Below are 19265 nucleotides of genomic sequence, written 5' to 3'. Positions count from 1 at the left end.
TTTAATTTTAACAAATATTTAATTGATAAATATCTAAATATTAATTTATAAAATTATGTCTATCGTATAAAATCTAATAAAATATTGATATATTTTCAATTATCTATAGATTAAATTATAAATTTGTATATACTTAATAATATAAGTTATTTTATTTTAAGGAGAATTTTATGATGATGAACAAAAATTTAAAAGATAAAGATTATTTGGAACTTCTTTCAAAAAATTATCCGACTATAGACGATGCTTCGGTTGAAATAATAAACTTAAAAGCAATCTCTCAACTTCCAAAAGGCACGGAATATTTTTTAAGCGATATACATGGAGAATCGGAAGGTTTTGAATATTTGCTTGGAACTTCTTCGGGAGTTATAAGAGAAAAAATTGAATTGTTATTTAAAAATACTTTGCCAGAACATGATAGAGTGGAACTTCAAATATTAATCGTTGATACTAAAAATCTTATAAATCAAAAATCAAGCGAAAAAGATTTTAACGATTGGTGCAGAATAACGATTTATAGACTTATAAGAATTTGCAAAGTTGTGACAAGTAAATATACTCGTTCAAAAATTAGAAAAAAAATGCCTTCAAATTTTGCGTATATATTGGACGAACTTTTGCAAACGGGAGACGAAGAAAATAAAGAAAATTATTATTTTTCAATAATAGATTCTATAATAGAAATTTCGGCGGAAGAAAAATTTATTATAGCTTTATGCCATTTGATTCGTCAATGTTCTGTCGATAGACTTCATATAGTCGGCGATATTTACGACAGAGGACCTCATCCCGATAAAGTTATGGAAAGCATAATGACTTTTAACGAAGTCGATATAGCTTGGGGAAATCATGATATCCATTGGCTTGGAGCGGCTAAAGGAAGTTTAATTTGCGTAGCCAATGCGGCGCGTCTTGCAATAAGATATAATAATTTTGATTTGCTTGAATATAGTTATGGAATAAATTTGCGCTCGCTTTCTTCTTTTGCAAACGAAGTTTATAAAGACGACCCTTGCGAAGTTTTTAAGCCGAACACTTTAGATAAAAATATGTATGACGAAGTTGATAAAGAATTAGCTGCAAAAATGCATAAAGCGATTTCTATAATTCAATTTAAATTGGAATGTCAATTAATAAAAAGACATCCTAATTACGGAATGGACGAAAGAATTTTACTCGATAAAATCGATTATAAAAACGGAACTATAAATATTGAAGGCAAAGTTTACGAATTAAAAGATAAAAATTTTCCTACAATTAATCCAGAAAATCCTTTTGAATTAACCGAAGGCGAAAATACTTTAATACAAAGTTTGGCGTTCTCTTTTATAAATAGTCCCGTTTTGCAAAGACATATGAATTATATTTATGATAAGGGCGGAATATATAAAATATTTAACGGCAATTTGCTTTATCATGGTTGCATTCCTACAAAAGAGGACGGAACTTTTGACGATGTTTATATTGACGGACAATATTTATCGGGATGGAAATATTTAAAACAGGTTGAAGATAAAGTAAGAAAGGCGTTTTATTGCGAGGTTGGAAGCGAAGAGCAATTAAACGCTTTAGATTATTGTTGGTATTTATGGAGCGGACCAAAATCGCCATTATTTGGAAAAAATAAAATGACGACTTTTGAAAGATATTTTATTGAAGATAAAGCCACTCATAAAGAGCATTATAATCCATATTATTATCATATAGAGGACAGAGATTATTGTAAAAGCATATTGAAAGAATTTGATTTGGATATTAATAAATCGCATATTGTAAACGGACATGTTCCCGTAAAAACTCATAAAGGAGAAAGCCCTATAAAAGGCGGAGGAATATTGCTCGTTATAGACGGCGGATTATCAAAAGCATATCATAAAAGCACTGGAATTGGAGGATATACTTTAATATCAAATTCAAATATGATGATTATCGCTGAACATAGACCTTTTGCCGAAGTTGTAGATTCTGGATTTAAAATCTCTCCAAAAATTACCATAGTCGAAAGATTTAATAAAAGAGTTACAGTAGGAGAAACCGATACGGGAAAAGCGCTTTCAAAAAGAATATCCGATTTGTCGGAACTTTTAAATGCCTATAAAAGCGGAATAGTAAAAGAGAAGAGAGGATAATTGATATAAAGCAATATTTTATGTTGACTGTTTGCTTTCAGTGAGATTTATTTACTTTAATTATTTATAATAAAAGGTATAAAAAAATTGATGTTATTTTTATCCCATAAAAAATAACTATGCCAAAGGTAGACGGATGCAAAAAATTTACTCTCAACTTTTTTGATGTTAATTAAAGTAAGAATAAATTTTAATTTCAAATAAATAAAAAAATTGTTATTTTTTATATACCGTATATAATTAGAAAACTAATATTTTGGAGGCGAAAATGAAAACCGATATACAAATAGCTCAAGAATGCAAATTAAAAAGAATCGAAGAGATAGCGAAAAAATTAAACTTAAAAGACGGAGATTATGAAGTCTACGGAAAATATAAAGCTAAAATTGAATTGTCGCTTTTAGACAAATTAAAAAATAAAAAAGACGGAAAACTTATTTTAGTGACGGCGATAACTCCGACTCCAGCGGGAGAAGGAAAATCAACCGTTACAATCGGATTAACTCAAGGCTTAAATAAAATCGGAAAAAGGACAATCGCCGCTTTAAGAGAGCCTTCGCTAGGTCCAGTATTTGGAATTAAAGGAGGAGCTTGCGGAGGCGGATATTCTCAAATAATTCCTATGGAAGATATTAATTTGCATTTCAATGGAGATTTTCATGCAATCGGGAGCGCTCATAATCTTATAGCCGCATGCATAGACAATCATATAAAACAAGGAAATAAATTAAATATCGATATTAATAAAATTGTTTTCAAAAGAGCGGTTGACATGAACGACAGAGCTTTAAGAAATATAATAATCGGACTTGGCGGAAGTCAAAATGGAATTCCGAGAGAATCTTCTTTTCAAATTACGGTTTCATCCGAAATAATGGCTATATTATGTTTGTCGACTTCGTTAATGGATTTGAAAAAAAGAATTGGAAATATAATTTTTGCTTACGATAAAAACGACAATCCATTAAAAGTAAAAGATTTAAAAATTGAAGGTTCGGCTGCAGTTTTGCTTAAAGATGCTATAAAACCTAATTTAGTTCAAACTCTTGAAAATACTCCCGCTATAGTTCATGGCGGTCCTTTTGCAAATATAGCGCATGGATGCAATTCAATCTTGGCTACAAAAATGGCTTTGAAACTTGCAGACTATACGATAACCGAAGCGGGATTTGCTGCAGATTTGGGAGCTGAAAAATTTTTGGATATAAAATGCAGATTAGCAAAATTAAATCCTAATTGTATAGTTTTAGTGGCGACAATAAGAGCCTTAAAACATCATGGCGAAGCAAAAGAACTTTCAAAAGAAGATTTAAAAGCTTTAAGCAAAGGTTTTGACAATTTAGATAAACATATAGAAAATATGCAAAAATATAATATTCCGATTATTGTCGCTATAAATAAATTTTCTTCCGATACAGAAAAAGAAATAAATCTTATAAAAGAACATTGCAAATCTTTGAATATCAAAATAGCTTTATGCGAGGCTTGGGAGCATGGAGGAAACGGCGCTAAAGAATTGGCTAAAAAAGTCGTAAAAATTATAGAAACAAAAAAATCAAATTACAAACCTTTATATAAATTAAATTTGCCCGTAAAAGAAAAAATTGAAATTATATGCAAAGAAATATACGGAGCTGAAAAAATAGAATTTTCAAATAAAGCGCTTAAAATGATAAAAAAAGCCGAAAGTTTAGGATTTGGGAATTTTCCGATTTGCATCTCAAAAACGCAAAAGTCAATATCCGATAATCCTTCATTACTCGGAGCGCCTAAAAATTATACTTTAAATATTGACGAAATAAAACTCGCTTCTGGCGCGGGCTTTATAATCGCTATGGCTGGCGGAATAATTGATATGCCTGGTCTTCCTAAAATTCCCGCAGCTTGCAATATTGACATAGACAAAAAAGGAAATATAAAAGGATTATTTTAATTTCAAAGTTTAAATAATTAATTTATAAACAATTAATTATTATTTAATAATATTTTTAATTTACAATTTGTAATAAAAAATTAATTGAATTATTCATTTTATTTAAAAAATATTTTAATAAATAATATGTTTTCCGATACTTGAACCTATTGCAATATTGACATAATAAGGATTTCTTAATTTTTTCTCTACAACCACGACATTTTCATGGAAATATATTCCGTATGCAGTATTCGTAAAATTTGAAACTCTTAAATTATCTTTTTCAGTAGCATTGTATGCATTTATAGAGTCTATTAAATTTTTCATATATTCTATATAAGAATTTGGATTTTTATAACCGCCACCATAATGTCCTTTCCAATAAGATGTTCCACAATCTTCACACCAATAAATTCCATCGTCTTTTATATGGGAATACATTTCTTCAAAAGTTATAATTTGTTCTTCCATACGATGCCCGCCATCATCAATCAATATGTCTATTTTTGGTATTTCGGATTTTAATTTCCTTAAAAAATCTCTATCGGATTGAGAGCCTACAAATAATTTTATATTTTCGTTTTCAATACCAAGTGATTTAACTCTATTGTCAATATCTAATCCAAATATGTTTATTTTAAAATTGGGATTTATTTTTTTAAAATAATACTCCCACATTTTAGTAGAACCTCCATTCTGAACTCCTATTTCTAATAAATTAATATCCCTGCCTTTAAATCTTGAAAAATATCTTTCATACAAATCGAAATACGAAAAGCCTTTATGTATTGCGTTTGAATTATTGTTAATAAAATAGTTATGAAGAATACTATTATTTTCATTTTCCGAATTTATTAATATATCTTTTATTAATTTTCTATTTTCTTCATCGGTTTCAATATTTTCGCCATCTATGATTATTTCGTTTAATAGATATTTCAATTTCGGGGGCATATATTTTCTTTCTTCTACAAGTTTTAATAAATCGTATCTGACTTTATCTCTTAATTTCCTAATAGGTATCCACCATACAATATTGTTTATAGTTTTGTCATTCATATATTTTTCTCCCAGAGTTTGTTAACATATTACTTATTATCGGAATATGCAACCTCAATAATTTATAATAAAAGCCATTATAACATACAAAAAATAAAATATCAACGGTAAAATATAAATATTGTTTGTATTCTTTAATTAGCATATTAATCAAAAAATAATAAATTATCAAAAATTTAAGTGAAATTTAATCATAATTTAATAATTTATGTTCCTATAATAAGTATTATGTTAACTTGAAATTTCTATTACTTATTATTATATATTTTGATTGGTATTTTCAAAGTATATCATAAAACATGTTTAAATCAAATTTATAGCCGATTTTTAATTTAATCATAATCAAAAGTTTCATAAAAATATTTAAATCATACTTTTAATTTTCATTTTATTAATATATAATTATACGCAAATTAAAAATTACGGAGATTAAATCATGCTACAAGAGTTTAAAAAGTTTATTATGAGAGGAAATATACTCGATATGTCTGTCGGTATTATTATAGGAGCGGCGTTTAGCAAAATAGCAGATTCGTTGGTTAATGATATTTTAATGCCTCCAATAGGTTTGCTTTTAAAAGGAATAGATTTTTCTAATATATTTTTAGTTATAAAAAAAGGCGTTGAAAACGAAGGACCTTATCATTCTTTGGAAGCCGCTAAATCCGCAGGAGCTGTCGTTATAAGCTACGGCGTTTTTATCAATACTCTTATAACTTTTTTTATAACGGCTTTGGCAATATTTTTAGTTATAAAAGCTTTTAATAAAATGGAAAATTCTTTTGTAAAAAAAGAAAAAGAGCAAAAAGAAATTACGGAAAAAGCCTGCCCTTATTGTTTTTCTAATATAAACATAAAAGCGGTTAAATGTCCTAATTGCACTTCAAGTTTGGATAAATAAATTTTTAATTCTATATTTTACGATTTATAAGAGGATACAAAAATGGAAAATAAATTAATTTTAAGAAAAAATGTAAAAACCGAAGATACTTGGAATCTAACTTTGCTATATAAAAACGATAAAGAATTTGAAAGCGATTTTAAGAAAATGGAAGAATTTTCAAATAAAGCGAAAAAATTCAAAGGCAATTTATCGAACTCTGCAAGCGAATTAAAAAATATATTAGATTCTATAATGAAAGCGTCAATAATTTTGGAAAAATTAGGTTCTTATGCTTTCTTAAAACAAACGGAAGATTTAACAAATAACGATTCAAATATTAAAGCGGCGAGATTATCAAAATTATCTTCTGAAATTTCAGCAAATTTAAGTTTTTTTGGACCAGAATTAATGAGTATAGAAGATAAAAAAATTAAATCTTTTTTAAAAGACGAAGTTTTAAAAGAATATTTAATTTATTTGAATAATATTCTTAAATATAAACCTCATACTTTGTCGGAAAAAGAAGAGAGAATACTCGCGTTGCAGGGCGAATTATCTTCAACGGCTTCAAATGTATTCGACACTTTAAATGACGCCGATTTGGATTTTGGAGAGATTAAAATAAATAATAAAAAAATGCCCTTAACTCATGCCACTTTTTCAAGTTTTCAGCAGAGTCAAGATAGAAAGATAAGAAAAGAAAGCTACAATCAATTTTATAAAGAATACGATAAACATAAAAATACTTTAGCGGAACTTTATGCAAGCCAAATTAAGCAAGATATATTTTCGGCTAAAATTAGAAATTATAAAAGCGTTAGAGAAATGGAATTATTCCAAGACGATATTCCCATAAGCGTTTATGATAGTTTAATTGAGAGCGTTCATAATGCGCTTCCTTCTTTGCATAATTATTATAAATATTGTCAGAAAAAATTGAGAATAAAAGATTTTAGACAATATGACAAATACGCTCCAATAGTGAAAAATGTAAAAATAAAAAATACTTTTAACGATGCGGTTAATATTTTGAGTAAAGCTTTCGAGCCTTTGGGAGAAGAATATACAAATATTTTAACAAAAGGATTAAATTCAAGATGGGTTGATAAATACGAAAATAAAGGAAAAACGAGCGGCGCATTTTCGGCGGGTTGTTATGTTTCAGAACCTTATATATTAATGAATTTTAGAGACGAAACTATAGAATCTGTATTTACATTGGCGCATGAAGCTGGACATAGTATGCATAGTTATTACAGTAGAAAAAATAATCCTTATCAGCATCATAATTATACTATTTTTGAGGCTGAAGTCGCGTCAACTTTTAACGAAAAATTATTATTTAATTATTTGATGCAAAACGAAAGCAAAAAAGAAGTTAAAAAATTTCTCTTAAATAAAGACATTAACGGATTTGTCGCAACTGTTTTTAGACAGACAATGTTTGCAGAATTCGAGCATATAATTCATAAAGAAGCGGAAGAAGGAAATCCTACTACTTTAGAACTTATAAGAAAAGTTTACAAAGATTTATTAAAAAAATATTTCGGCAAAAATGCCGCTTTGGAAGAGGTAAGCGATTTAGAAGCTTTGAGAATTCCTCATTTTTATCGCTCTTTCTATGTTTATAAATACGCTACGGGAATGTCTGCGGCTGTAGCTTTATCAAACGGAGTTATAGAAGGAAATAAAAGAAACGATTATACAAATAGAAATAATTATTTAAAATTCTTAAAAAGCGGCGGAAGTAAAACTCCTATAGAAAATTTGAAAGTTGCAGGAGTGGATATGACAAAACCCGAAGTTGTAAAAAGCGCTTTAAAACTATTTGCAAAAGAAGTTGAAGAATTAAAAAAATTAAATTAATAATTTAAGGATTATAAATGGAAAAAAGAGAATTAACCGAAGAAGAAAAAAATATTATAATTTTCAAAGGAACAGAATATCCTTTTACGGGAGAATATAACGACTTTTTTGAAGAAGGAATATATTGCTGTAAACAATGCGGAGCGAAATTATATCGCTCTAAAGATAAATTCAAATCTCATTGCGGATGGCCAAGTTTTGACGATGAAATAAAAGGAGCTATTAGACGCTCTTTGGATGCGGACGGATATAGAATAGAAATAACCTGTAATAATTGCGGCGGACATTTGGGACATGTATTTGAAGGCGAAAATTTAACCGACAAAAATATAAGGCATTGCGTTAATTCTATTTCTTTGATTTTTAAGCCTAAAGAATAAAAGAAAAATATTAAATCATATACTTATAAAAGTTAAGTCTTTAATCTTTAATAAAATATAACTAAAATATAATTATTTTTCTAATTTATTTTCAGTTTTTCTTTTTTTAAATTTATTATAATCTTTCGTCGATTTTGAAATCAACGGACTTAAAGCTAAAATTCCAAGAAGATTTGGAATAACCATTAAGCCGTTAAAACAATCCGCTAACGCCCAAACTAAATCTACTTTTAAAGTCGAACCTATAAAAATAAATATAACTACTATTACTCCATATACTTTAGACATTTTATTCCCAAATAAATATCTTATATTCTGCTCTCCGAAAAAATACCAAGCTATTATAGTTGAAAAAGCGAAAAATAATAAACAAACGGCTATAAATAAAACTCCTATATCGCCAAATCTCGTCTTAAAAGCTTCTTGAGTTAAACTAATTCCTTTATAAGTTTCTGAAATTAAACTTGGCGAAGATAAATTATATACATTGTCTTGCAATAAGCCTGAAGTTAATATTACTAAAGAAGTTAAAGTTATTACTATAAAAGTGGCGAATACTCCCATCATAGCCACAGCTCCCTGCTCGCAAGGATGCTCAACTTTTGCTATGGCATGCGCATGAGGCGTAGAACCCATCCCAGCTTCGTTTGAAAATAATCCTCTCGCAACTCCAAAACGCATAGCTTGTTGAATTCCTATTCCCAAAGAGCCTCCTATTATCGCTTTAGGATTAAATGCGGATACGAATATCATATAAAATGCATGAGGAACTTCATTTATATTAAAAATCAAAAATATTAAAGCTCCAGATATATATAATATTCCCATTATTGGAACTACTTTTTCGGTTATAGAAGCTATTCTTTTTATCCCTCCTAAAAATATAAATCCAGAAATTGAAGCCGTTATAATTCCTATTATGGTTTCATTTACAGGTATAGAATTAGCAAACGCCGCGTCTATTGAGTTTGATTGAACCATATTTCCCATTATTCCCAAAGCTAAAATAATAAAAATTGAAAATAATGCCGCTAAAATTTTTCCCAATTTTCCCTTATAAGCAGCTTTTATATAACAAGCGGGACCTCCAATTATTTGCCCGTCTTTATATCTTTTAAATTGTTGCGCTAAAGTGGCTTCTGAAAATATTGTAGCCATGCCAAAAAATGCCGAAACCCAAAGCCAGAATATAGCTCCAGGACCGCCCGATACCAAAGCGGTTGCAGTTCCCGCCAAATTTCCCGTTCCAACTTGTCCCGCTATAGAAGTAACCAAAGACTGAAAAGAACTCATACCATGCTCGTCTGCAGCCTCTCCTTTTAATGAAGCGGATGTAAAAGCATGCGTAATGCTATACATAAACTCTTTAACTTGTATAAATCTTAATCTTATAGTGAGATATAATCCTGTTCCGCAAAGAAATATAATTAAAGTGTAATCCCATAAAAAAGAATTAATTTTTGCGACTAACTGTTCTATAATAACCATTTAATCTCCAATAAAAAATTTTATTAATTCTAAAATTCCAAAAATTTTAATAAAAAATATAAAATAATACATGGGGCTTAAAATTTAAAGCCCCATTATAAAATTGTAAAAATAATTATTAATAATCTATTTTTTGTTTAAATTATTGTATTCTTTAAATAAAGTTCCAACTATACCGCTTAATGCGAGTATTCCCAAAAGGTTCGGTATAACCATTAAACCGTTGAAACAGTCCGCTAAATCCCAAACTAAATCAACTTTTAAAACTGAGCCTAAAAGTATAAAGCCAACTACAAGGACTGCATAAACTTTTACGGCTTTTTCTCCGAATAAATATTTAACATTCTGCTCTCCAAAGAAATACCAACCTATTATCGTGGTAAAAGCGAAGAATAATAAACAAACTGCAACGAATACTACTCCAAAGAATCCAAATCCATTGCTAAAAGCCGCTTGAGGTAATCCCACTCCTTTTAAAGTTTCTGGAATAGCGCTAGCGGTGTCTAACGGATATATTTTAGTTTGAAGTATATCAGAAGATAATATAACCAAAGCGGTTAAAGTAACTACGATAAATGTGTCGAAAAATACGCCTATCATAGCCACAACTCCCTGTTCGCAAGGATGTTTAACTTTTGCCAATGCATGCGCATGAGGCGTAGAACCCATACCAGCTTCGTTTGAAAATAATCCTCTTGCAACTCCGTATCTCATAGCCTGCTGAACTCCGATGCCCAATCCTCCTCCTATAACCGCTTGAGGATTAAAAGCGGAAGTAAATATTAAAACTATTGAGCTTGGAAGATTCTTAATATTCATTATTAATATTATTACAGAACCTATGATATAGAATAAAGCCATTATAGGAACAGTTTTTTCTGCAAATGAAGCTATTCTTTTTAATCCGCCTATAAATATGAAAGCCGCTACCAAAGCGCATGCTATACCAATATATATAGGCTTAATTTGAGGAAATGCGTTAACGAAAGCTCCGCTAATAGAATTTGACTGCACCATATTCCCCATAAAACCTAAAGCAAGTATTATAAATATAGCAAATAAACCAGCCAAAAATTTACCGAAAGGACCTTTGAATGCCGCTTTTATATAATAAGCGGGACCTCCGATTGCGTTTCCGCTCTCCGTAACAGTTTTATATTGCTGTCCTAAAGAAGCCTCGACAAATATTGTAGCCATACCAAAAAATGCAGATAACCACATCCAGAATATAGCTCCAGGTCCTCCAGCTATCAAAGCCGTCGCCGCTCCAGCTAAATTGCCCGTTCCAACTTGAGCCGCCACAGCGGTTGCTAAAGACTGAAAAGAACTCATTCCTTCTTTGTCCGCCGCTTTTCCTCTCAATGAGAGTCCGCCAAATGTTCTGTCCCAGCCGTCTTTAAACTTTGCGATTTGAACGAATTTCAACCTAATGGTGAAATATATTCCCGTTCCGCATAGTAAAAACAACAAAGCGAAATCCCATAAAAAACTGTTGATTTTTCCGACAATACTTGAAATAATGTCCATAAAATACTCCTTTTAATTAAATTTTTTTATAAAAAAACGGAATATATTATACAAATATGCATAATAAATTCCGTCCTTTTTGCAGTAAATAAAATTACCGTTATTGTATGTCTCGGCGTTATTTTCTAATCTTAAACTAAGATATAAATCCGCCATTTTTCAAAATAGTTTCTGCATTTTCTTTATTTTTCTCGCTTACTAATATTATAGGACCCGTGCATCCCATACCAGATTCTGCATATATTCCGTTTCCCATAACTAAATCAACCGCCGCATCCAAATCCATAACTTCGATTCCAGATATTTGAGCGGTTACAACTTCTTTTTCAACTTTAGGCTTATCCTTATCGCTTCCAGAAACGGAGGAATTTTTAGGTTTCAAACTTTCTAATATAGAATCAAAACCGCATTTTTTAACTTCCTTTTCTTCTTTATTCATAACGGATATAATATTCCCGTTTATGCATTGATAAGCGTATTCTATAGCTCCCGCTATAACATTACTACCAGAAGCTCTCGATATAATAAATATAGGCATTGTAAAACCAAAACCTATTCCAGGACCGTATCCGTATCCTATAGCTTCATAACTTCCGCCGCTATTAAAAGAAGAAAACATTTTTATAAGTATATTTCCCGTAAGAGAATCGCAAACTACAATATCAACCGCTCCCGTTATAATATCGTTTCCTCTTAAAACTACTCCGCCGTCAGCTCTATTTGAAGTTCCAAATTTTATATTGTATCCGTTTGAGGCTAAATCTTTTAAAGCTCTTTCGACTGTGCGAGCGGAATCTATATTTAATATTCCTACCGTAGGCTCTTCTATTCCGCAAGCTTTAGCGGTAATTATTCCATATATGGCATTCTTAAACATAGCCTGCTCTCTTATAGTAGCCGAAGTTCCTGTAGTCGTGGCAATAAAAGATTCTTTGCCATTAGCTTGAGATATAACTCTGCCAACCGTAGAAACGCCTATAGGAAAAGGATAATGCATAGTAACGCATGCATCAAGCTCTCCTTTTTTAAGCATCTCTTCCATTATTTTATGGGCTTTTTCATCGCAATCAGTTTCTATAGTTTTTAATCCAGAATTGTTTTTTTCGCCTATTAAAATAACTTCAACATTTTTATTTCTGCTCATAGCAATAACGCCGCCTAAAGATACCGCTTCAGCTCCATGTTCGCTTCCTCTATTGGTTATACCAACTACTATTTTTTTACCAAATTGTCCCGTTTCCAAAGCGTTTGCAAGAGAAAGAAAAGTTTCTCCTATCATAGATTTTACTATCGAATTATTAGAAGTATTGCTCATTAAAATACCTCCTCATTCGCCTAACATACTTTTAGCAAAATCTTTCATAGCGTTTGCTATAAGTTTATTAACTTCTTCTTTTGAAACTCCTTCGCTTCCGCCTTTATCTCCGCTATTTTTTTCTATTATAACGGATATTCCGTCAAAAAGATTTGTCATTCTTCCCAAAAACAAAGAACCTTTTCCGACTAACATTACGCGATTAATTTTACCGCTCATAATATCGTCTATTGCATATCCCAAATAAGGCACTCCAGAAGGAATATGTCCTTGAGTAGGCGCCCAGCCCGACATACCATGCTTTTCAACGAATTCGGCTAATTGACTTCTTTCTATATCGCCTTTTTTAACGCCTATAGCGGCTATCATTTTATAATTTGCTTCAGGCACATCTCCCGCTCCCGCAGGTTTAGTGACATCGGGATTTTGCATTTCAACGGTATATTTATCAATATCCGTAATTTTCAAATTTGCTTTTTCTAAAGGATTTACTACTAAAGAATTCATAACCGCTTGAGGAGCGCTTCCCGTAGAAACGGTATGCTTTCCGAGTAAATCCGTTCTTATAACGGGATGAATTCCGTCATTTTCGCTTATTAAAATAGCAAAAGCTCCTAATATATCTTCAATAATAGGCAAATTTTTACCGACATGACTTTTGCCATTCATACCTAATTTAGCCGTAGCGCCTCCAGCGACTATTACTACATTTTTATACGAACCTGATTTAACCAATGAAGCCGCCGTAACCAAAGCATGCGAAGGAGCAGCGCAAAATCCTCTTATATCAAAACCTGTAGCGTTAGGAATTCCAGCAATTTCCGCAACGCTTTTTGCAAAATTACCGCCTCCTCTCTGATTCATATCGCCACAAGCTTCTTCAGAACATTCTATAACCAAATCAATGATTGAAGCGTCTATATTTTTCTTTCTTATAAGTTCTTTTAAAGCCATAACGCCAGAAGCTTTTACCGCTAAATTTTCAAACATAACATGAGCGCTTAAATTAATATCCACATCATGCGCTCTCTTTATACATCCGACTAATTTTTCATTAAAATAAAGTCCTTCGGCATGTTCTTCTTTTAATAATTTCTCTATATCGGCTATTTTAGTTTCGCATTTTATTCCCGATAATTCTTTATTTAAATCTTCTTCGCTTTTAAATTTAGATTCTTTAGAAATATATAATTCTTTCATTTTCTTTTCAAATTCCGCTTCCAAATATACAAGCTCAAAAGAATCTGCAATTTTCATCATAAATATAAATTCGTCTTCGGAAAATATCTCTCCAAATTTGCCGTTTCTATCGCCTTTACAAGGAACTCCTATCCAACTTCCTCCAGATTTTTTTACCTCTTCGGAACATTGTCCCGCTAATTTTTTTAATTCTTCGGGATGAAGATTTCCAATATAAGTTTGATTTGGAGCATAATTAATAACATCTTCAAATTTTCTAAGATGTTTTTTTATGTCCTTTAAATATTGAGAATCGGGATTAACTTCCCTTTCAACCGTTTGCGTAGTTCCGTTATTGATAACCATATCGGGCGCATGAACTATAGCGTAAGCGGCGTCTTTTAATACAGCGTAACTCATTTTTTACTCCATTTTTATATTTATTAAAATAAGAGGCGAAACTATTATAAGTTTTTAATCGCCCCTTATTTATAATTTTTAATTTTCAAAAACGGTTTGCGAGTCTACGGGAGTCGTTAATGCTTTTAACGCTCTTTCAACAAGCGTCCGTCTTAATTTTTTCTCATCTTCTTTAGTCAAATTTGGATTTCCTAAAGGGTGAGGAATAGCAACCGCTGGAACTATTCTATTAGCTCCAACCGTTAAAGATATAGGAACAATTGTGCAAATATGAACCACAGGAATTCCCGTTGATTCTATCGCTTTTACCATCGTTGCACCGCAACGAGTGCAAGTTCCTCAGGTTGATGTCAATATAACGGCTTGAACTCCGTCTTTAACCAAAGTTTGAGCAAACTCAGACGCGTAAGCCTTTGAATTTTTAACAGAAGTTCCATTTCCTGTAGTAGTATAATAATAAGGATAAAGCTCTCCTATTTTTCCTTCTTTTTCAAGGTCTTTCAATACATCGACAGGCAATACTCTATTAGGGTCTTGATTTGCATAAGTAGGGTCATAACCTCCATGCGCAGTCTCGCCCATATCGTTTATAGAATATCTGCCGTATTTTGAAGCGGAAGAAGATTCTATATGGTCTGGATTTCCCGAAGGAACTATTCCGCCGCTCGTTACAAGCGCTATTTTGGCTTTAGTTATATCCGCTATAGCCTCTCCAGGAGTCACTCTATCGAAATCTGGCATTGGATATTCCGTAGAAAAAGTTTCGCTTTTAAGTTTCTTAATAAGCATATCGACAGCCCTTTCGGCTCCGTTTTTTTCTCTGAATAATACTTTACGAACTCCTCTCGCTATATATCCTTCTTCTTCCGAAGTTCCTATTTCTTCTTTATTAAGAAGTTTTTTAGACAATTTAGCAATTTTAGGCAAAGCGTCTCTCATACCTGCAGCGCTATTTTTTGTAGATATTATATAAACATCTTTTTTAAACATATCGGCGCCTGGATTTTCAATATACATTCCCGTAATTGCTGGAATCTTTAATTCGTCTTGCACCATCTTCGCTACAGTTCCGCAAGCCGTTCCATAACGACCAGCGTTAAAAGCGGGACCTGCTATAACCAAATCTGGATTAAAGCTCTTAATCATATCCAAAACTTCTTTTTTAGCTTTTTCAAGATTTTCATTAAAATAAGAATCTCCGCATATTACCGTTCCAATTATTTTTGCTTCAATTCCGCTTTTCTTTAATTCGCCATCAAGTCCAGCTCCAGGACCTACGACTCCGTCTCTTTTTTCTGGCGCTATATCCGCCTTTTCTTCTCCGCCTATATTAGCGAAAAATTGATTAATGTAATGAACAATTTTATATTCTGGCATTTAAGCCTCCTATTTTTTTAATTTTAGGCAGCCTCTCTATTAAAGAGACTGCCAAGTTATTTTAAAACCGAACCGGTTTTTTTAATGGATTTTAGAGAATTATTTATTTAGTTAAAAAATTTAGCTATTATTTGTATTGGCAGTTTTCATCGCGCATCTTTTTAATTTCGGCGATGATTTCATCTACATTCAATGTCATCTCTGCCATACCAACCTGCTCGTCATAAACCGCTGGGTCAACAGCTTCTTTAAATTCAGGCTCTACGGCATGATAAGCTGCCAATCCGAGCGAAACATTAGCCAACGCTCCCGCATAAGTAGGGTCACCTATCATAACGGTTTCTGCGGCTAATCCCGTAGCTTCCGCCTCGGCTGCTCCAAATAATACTACTAAATTTTCTCCTCCAAATTTTTCGTTAAATTCTTTAATTCTCTTTTGATTCTCCAAATCCATTGCTCCTGCGGCTGTTCAAACAAAACACTCCGTAGAAGCAAATAAAACTTCAGCGTCTTTTACCGTTTCAACGCAAGCTTTAATAGCCTCTCCAGGAATGCCGTCTCTGTCGCCGATGATAATCACTTTTTTACCACTTAAAATACTCATGGCTTTCCTCCAAAAATTTTTATTTATTTTAAAAATTCAACGCCGATTATTAATAACCCATAGCGCTAAATTTATTAAAACCTAATTCGTTTGTAGCTCCAGTTATAACCTGCAACTCCGCTTCAATAGAACCGTCAGGTTTTAAAGAGCCTTCAAATCCTCCCGCTATCTTATCGGTATAATCCAACATACCTATAATTTTATCCATTTTAGGCAAATTTATAACTACATTGGCGTTTCCAGCGGTAACTACGGCGTTAGCGGATACATCGGCATCGGCTAACGATTGGGAAGAACCGTCTCGTCCCGCATATTCGTCCGTTACTATACAAGTTTTAATTCCGAAAGCTTCGGCTTTTTTACAATTCATTATTAAATCGGAATCAGGATTGCCAAAACCTTCTTCGGATATTATAACTCCGTCCAAACCGAAATAATTAGCCAATTTAGAAGCCCAATCGGAAGAACGCATTTTATCGGCTAAAAATACATTTTCATTCGTTATTATAGCGCCCATAAAATTAATTTCTTTTCCATGTTTTTCGTATAAGGCTTTTATTATCGGATTATTCAAATGATGATAAGTCGTATTCTTATCGCATGCAGACACACAATTTCCGCTTACTATAGCTCCGTCCATAATCTCGGTAGGATATATAAAAGTAGGCACTATTTTTTTAGCGTCCACTCCGTAAACATAAGTGTCATGCAATAAACCTTGAGTTTGAAGCATATACACATAACCGACTTTTGGAAGATTAGGATACATAGAAGCCTGCTCAAATATAGGTTTAGTTTCATAGCTATAAGTATTGTCAGGTTTCACATCTTTAGCTAATTTTCCTAAATAAGTAGCGACTCTTAATCCCGCTCCTCTAACCGCGGCTTCATAATCATGTTTTTCTATAGGCTCTACAGGTTCTATAACCAAACATAAATTATTAAGTTTTGAAAAAGGCGTATAATCGGCTCCGGGTCCGCTCATATCGATTATTCCTTCCTGAAAACCAACTATTTTACCGCAAGTTATAACCGCCGCTCCTTTTAATACATGAGTTTTGCCTTCGCCTACGGTATCAACTTTTGAAATCATACCTGGAAACATTCCGCCTCTGCCGTCTACTTTTACTCTCGGCTCTATAACATCTTTAACAGGCGTTATACGAACAGATTCTCCAGGATGAGCAACTTCAACTTGAACGCTTTTTAACTTTTCGTCTTCAAGGACAATTTTTGTTATTTCGTCCTTATTGACATAAAGCGTCCCATTTTCAACTTTTGAATTTTTATCGAGTTTTATATCTTTAATATAAATCTCTCCTACTTCTAACTTCATATAGTCTCCTTAAAAGTTATTTTATTATATATTAATTTATAATTTAAATCAAGGCATAAAAAAAGCAGAAAAAATATATTATTTTTCCACTTTTTTAAAATATTAATGCAATATAATAATTTACAAATCATAGTTTTTATGATAATACTTTTTATTGCGCCGCAATAGCCAATTAATTCTCATTCGCAAAGTTTGTAAATTAAAATATCTCTCATTGTTGTTCCTTAAAATCTCTTAATTATTAAACCTATCAAATATTAAATTGTAAAATTAAAAATTAGCTTCAATATATTTATTTACCGATATTGCCGCTATAGCGCCGTCTGCCGTTGCCGTAATCACTTGTTTAAGCATTTTCGGTCTTAAATCTCCGCAGGCAAAAACGCCTTGTATATTTGTTTTCATCTCTTCGTCAGTTATTATATAGCCTTCTTCCATGTTAACCTTGCCTTCAAATAACTTGGTAAGAGGAACATATCCTACAAATATAAATACTCCAAAAGTTCCGTCTTCTTCATCGGCTTTATATTCCCATTGTTCGCCCGTTTCATTATTTAAAAATATAGCGGATTCAACTATGCCTTCGCCTTTAACTTCCAAAAGTTCGGTTCTAAATTTAATTTCTATTTTCGGATTAGCTTTAGCCTTTTCTTCTATAGAATCGGCGCAACGAACATAATCTTTTCTAACCACTAAAGTTACTTTTCTTGCAAATTTAGATAAATACATAGCTTCTTCAACGGCAGTATCGCCTCCACCTATACAAAATACCTCCATTCCTTCAAAAAAGTTTGCATCGCAAGTAGCGCAATAAGAAATGCCTTTTCCCGTATATTCTAATTCGCCTTTGCAACCTAATTTTCTAGGTTGAGCGCCTGTAGCTATAATAACGGCTTTAGCTTGGTAAGTATTGCCGTCGGAAGTTTTAATCTCTTTTATTTTATCATTAAAATTAACATCTATAACTTCTTTATGCTCTATTTCCGCTCCGAATTCTTTAGCCTGCTCTATCATTTTATTTATAAGATTTTTAGGATGCCTGCCTTCTTCAGTAGTTTCATAAAAACCAGGATAATTTGCTATTTCGTCCGTTATGCTTATTTGTCCGCCAAAACTACCTTTTTCAAAAAGAATAGTTTTCATTTTGCCTCTTGCAGAATATATAGCCGCAGCCAATCCTGAAGGTCCGCCGCCTATTATAATACAATCATACAAATTACTCATAAAATCTCCTTAAAAATTTAAGCTATACTTTCTATAGCCTCGCTTATTAATTTATAATCTATTAATTTAAAATCTTCGTCTATACTTTTAGTCAATTTTCTTCTCGGTTTATCTAAAAAATTTTTTAATAATTCTATAGAATTTTCTATTAATTCTATAGATTCTAAATCAATTTCTCCGTTATTATAAGCAAGAACTATGGTTTTATAAGGAGTTTCATAAGGTTTTATACTGCTGACAATAGGATGAGTTAAAAGTTTATATCCTAAATGTATAAAATCCCTCGCCTTATATGAAATCTCCATAAAATCCGCTTGCTCAAAATAAGAAATTTCTATATTTTTATCGGAAATTTCTTCTAATATTTTCGGATTATTCGTAATTATTATATTTTTCTTTTTATTTAACATATATAAAATAACATAAAATAAAAATTTGTCAAATACTAAATCAATATATTTTTACAAAATTTAATTTATCATTTAACATATATAAAATAACATAAAATAAAAATTTGTCAAATATTAAATCAATATATTTTTACAAAATTTAACTTTATT

At 31.6% G+C, this 19265-nt stretch carries 15 protein-coding genes; 5 read left to right on the top strand and 10 right to left on the bottom strand.

Translation table 11 applies throughout. The annotated features are described in order from the left end of the window. Nucleotides 1-170 precede the first annotated feature (170 nt). Both EPJ79_RS03170 and EPJ79_RS03165 read left to right on the top strand, forming a co-directional pair. Complete coding sequence (locus tag EPJ79_RS03170; RefSeq protein ID WP_244289058.1) at nt 171-2132, top strand: fructose-1,6-bisphosphatase; 1962 nt, start codon at nt 171-173, stop codon at nt 2130-2132. Nucleotides 2133-2400: 268 nt separating this feature from the next. Further along, on the top strand, nt 2401-4065 hold the full coding sequence (locus EPJ79_RS03165; RefSeq protein ID WP_147738412.1) for a formate--tetrahydrofolate ligase: 1665 nt from the start codon (nt 2401-2403) through the stop codon (nt 4063-4065). A gap of 114 nt (nt 4066-4179) precedes the next feature. Here EPJ79_RS03165 and EPJ79_RS03160 read toward each other — a convergent pair whose 3' ends face one another. After that, the gene (locus EPJ79_RS03160) at nt 4180-5106 is read right to left on the bottom strand and encodes a class I SAM-dependent methyltransferase (RefSeq protein WP_244289057.1); all 927 of its coding nucleotides are present in this window, start codon (nt 5104-5106) and stop codon (nt 4180-4182) included. 436 nt (nt 5107-5542) lie between these two features. Between EPJ79_RS03160 and mscL the strand changes: the two genes are divergently transcribed. From mscL to EPJ79_RS03145, 3 genes are read left to right on the top strand one after another with little or no spacing between them, the layout of a single operon-like run. Next, nucleotides 5543-6007, top strand: a complete 465-nt coding sequence (mscL, locus tag EPJ79_RS03155) for a large conductance mechanosensitive channel protein MscL (RefSeq protein ID WP_147738411.1) — start codon at nt 5543-5545, stop codon at nt 6005-6007. A 42-nt stretch (nt 6008-6049) separates the two neighbouring features. Next, the gene (pepF, locus tag EPJ79_RS03150; RefSeq protein ID WP_147738410.1) at nt 6050-7855 is read left to right on the top strand and encodes an oligoendopeptidase F; all 1806 of its coding nucleotides are present in this window, start codon (nt 6050-6052) and stop codon (nt 7853-7855) included. Between the two features lie 17 nt (nt 7856-7872). After that, the gene (locus tag EPJ79_RS03145) at nt 7873-8235 is read left to right on the top strand and encodes a methionine-R-sulfoxide reductase (protein WP_147738409.1); all 363 of its coding nucleotides are present in this window, start codon (nt 7873-7875) and stop codon (nt 8233-8235) included. Nucleotides 8236-8307: 72 nt separating this feature from the next. On the opposite strand, the gene EPJ79_RS03140 is transcribed toward EPJ79_RS03145, so the two are convergent. From EPJ79_RS03140 to EPJ79_RS03100, 9 genes are all read right to left on the bottom strand, one after another. Next, a complete protein-coding gene (locus EPJ79_RS03140; RefSeq protein WP_147738408.1) occupies nt 8308-9723 on the bottom strand; it encodes an alanine/glycine:cation symporter family protein in 1416 nt (471 codons plus the stop codon). Between the two features lie 126 nt (nt 9724-9849). Further along, nucleotides 9850-11250: an alanine/glycine:cation symporter family protein gene (locus EPJ79_RS03135; RefSeq protein WP_147738407.1), complete on the bottom strand. Its 1401-nt coding sequence runs from the start codon at nt 11248-11250 to the stop codon at nt 9850-9852. A gap of 136 nt (nt 11251-11386) precedes the next feature. After that, the gene (gene grdD / locus EPJ79_RS03130) at nt 11387-12565 is read right to left on the bottom strand and encodes a glycine/sarcosine/betaine reductase complex component C subunit alpha (RefSeq protein ID WP_147738406.1); all 1179 of its coding nucleotides are present in this window, start codon (nt 12563-12565) and stop codon (nt 11387-11389) included. 12 nt (nt 12566-12577) lie between these two features. Next, nucleotides 12578-14164 (bottom strand): glycine/sarcosine/betaine reductase complex component C subunit beta, encoded by a 1587-nt coding sequence (gene grdC / locus EPJ79_RS03125; RefSeq protein WP_147560405.1) that lies wholly within the window; start codon nt 14162-14164, stop codon nt 12578-12580. 78 nt (nt 14165-14242) lie between these two features. Further along, a complete protein-coding gene (grdB, locus tag EPJ79_RS03120) occupies nt 14243-15541 on the bottom strand; it encodes a glycine reductase complex selenoprotein B (protein WP_147560404.1) in 1299 nt (432 codons plus the stop codon). Between the two features lie 127 nt (nt 15542-15668). Next, nucleotides 15669-16145 (bottom strand): glycine/sarcosine/betaine reductase complex selenoprotein A, encoded by a 477-nt coding sequence (gene grdA / locus EPJ79_RS03115; protein ID WP_147717462.1) that lies wholly within the window; start codon nt 16143-16145, stop codon nt 15669-15671. 49 nt (nt 16146-16194) lie between these two features. After that, nucleotides 16195-17481, bottom strand: coding sequence for a glycine/sarcosine/betaine reductase component B subunit (locus tag EPJ79_RS03110; protein ID WP_147738405.1), 1287 nt, complete (start codon nt 17479-17481; stop codon nt 16195-16197). Nucleotides 17482-17751: 270 nt separating this feature from the next. Beyond that, nucleotides 17752-18705, bottom strand: a complete 954-nt coding sequence (gene trxB / locus EPJ79_RS03105) for a thioredoxin-disulfide reductase (protein ID WP_147736140.1) — start codon at nt 18703-18705, stop codon at nt 17752-17754. A gap of 17 nt (nt 18706-18722) precedes the next feature. After that, entirely contained in the window at nt 18723-19115 is a 393-nt protein-coding gene (locus EPJ79_RS03100; protein ID WP_147738404.1) for a GrdX family protein, read from the bottom strand. Nucleotides 19116-19265 lie beyond the last annotated feature (150 nt).

This window comes from Brachyspira aalborgi (assembly GCF_008016455.1).
In the GTDB taxonomy this organism is placed as follows: Bacteria; Spirochaetota; Brachyspiria; order Brachyspirales; family Brachyspiraceae; genus Brachyspira; species Brachyspira aalborgi.
The sequence above is the reverse complement of the archived record's forward strand: the minus strand, read 5'-3'. Positions and strand labels throughout refer to the sequence as shown.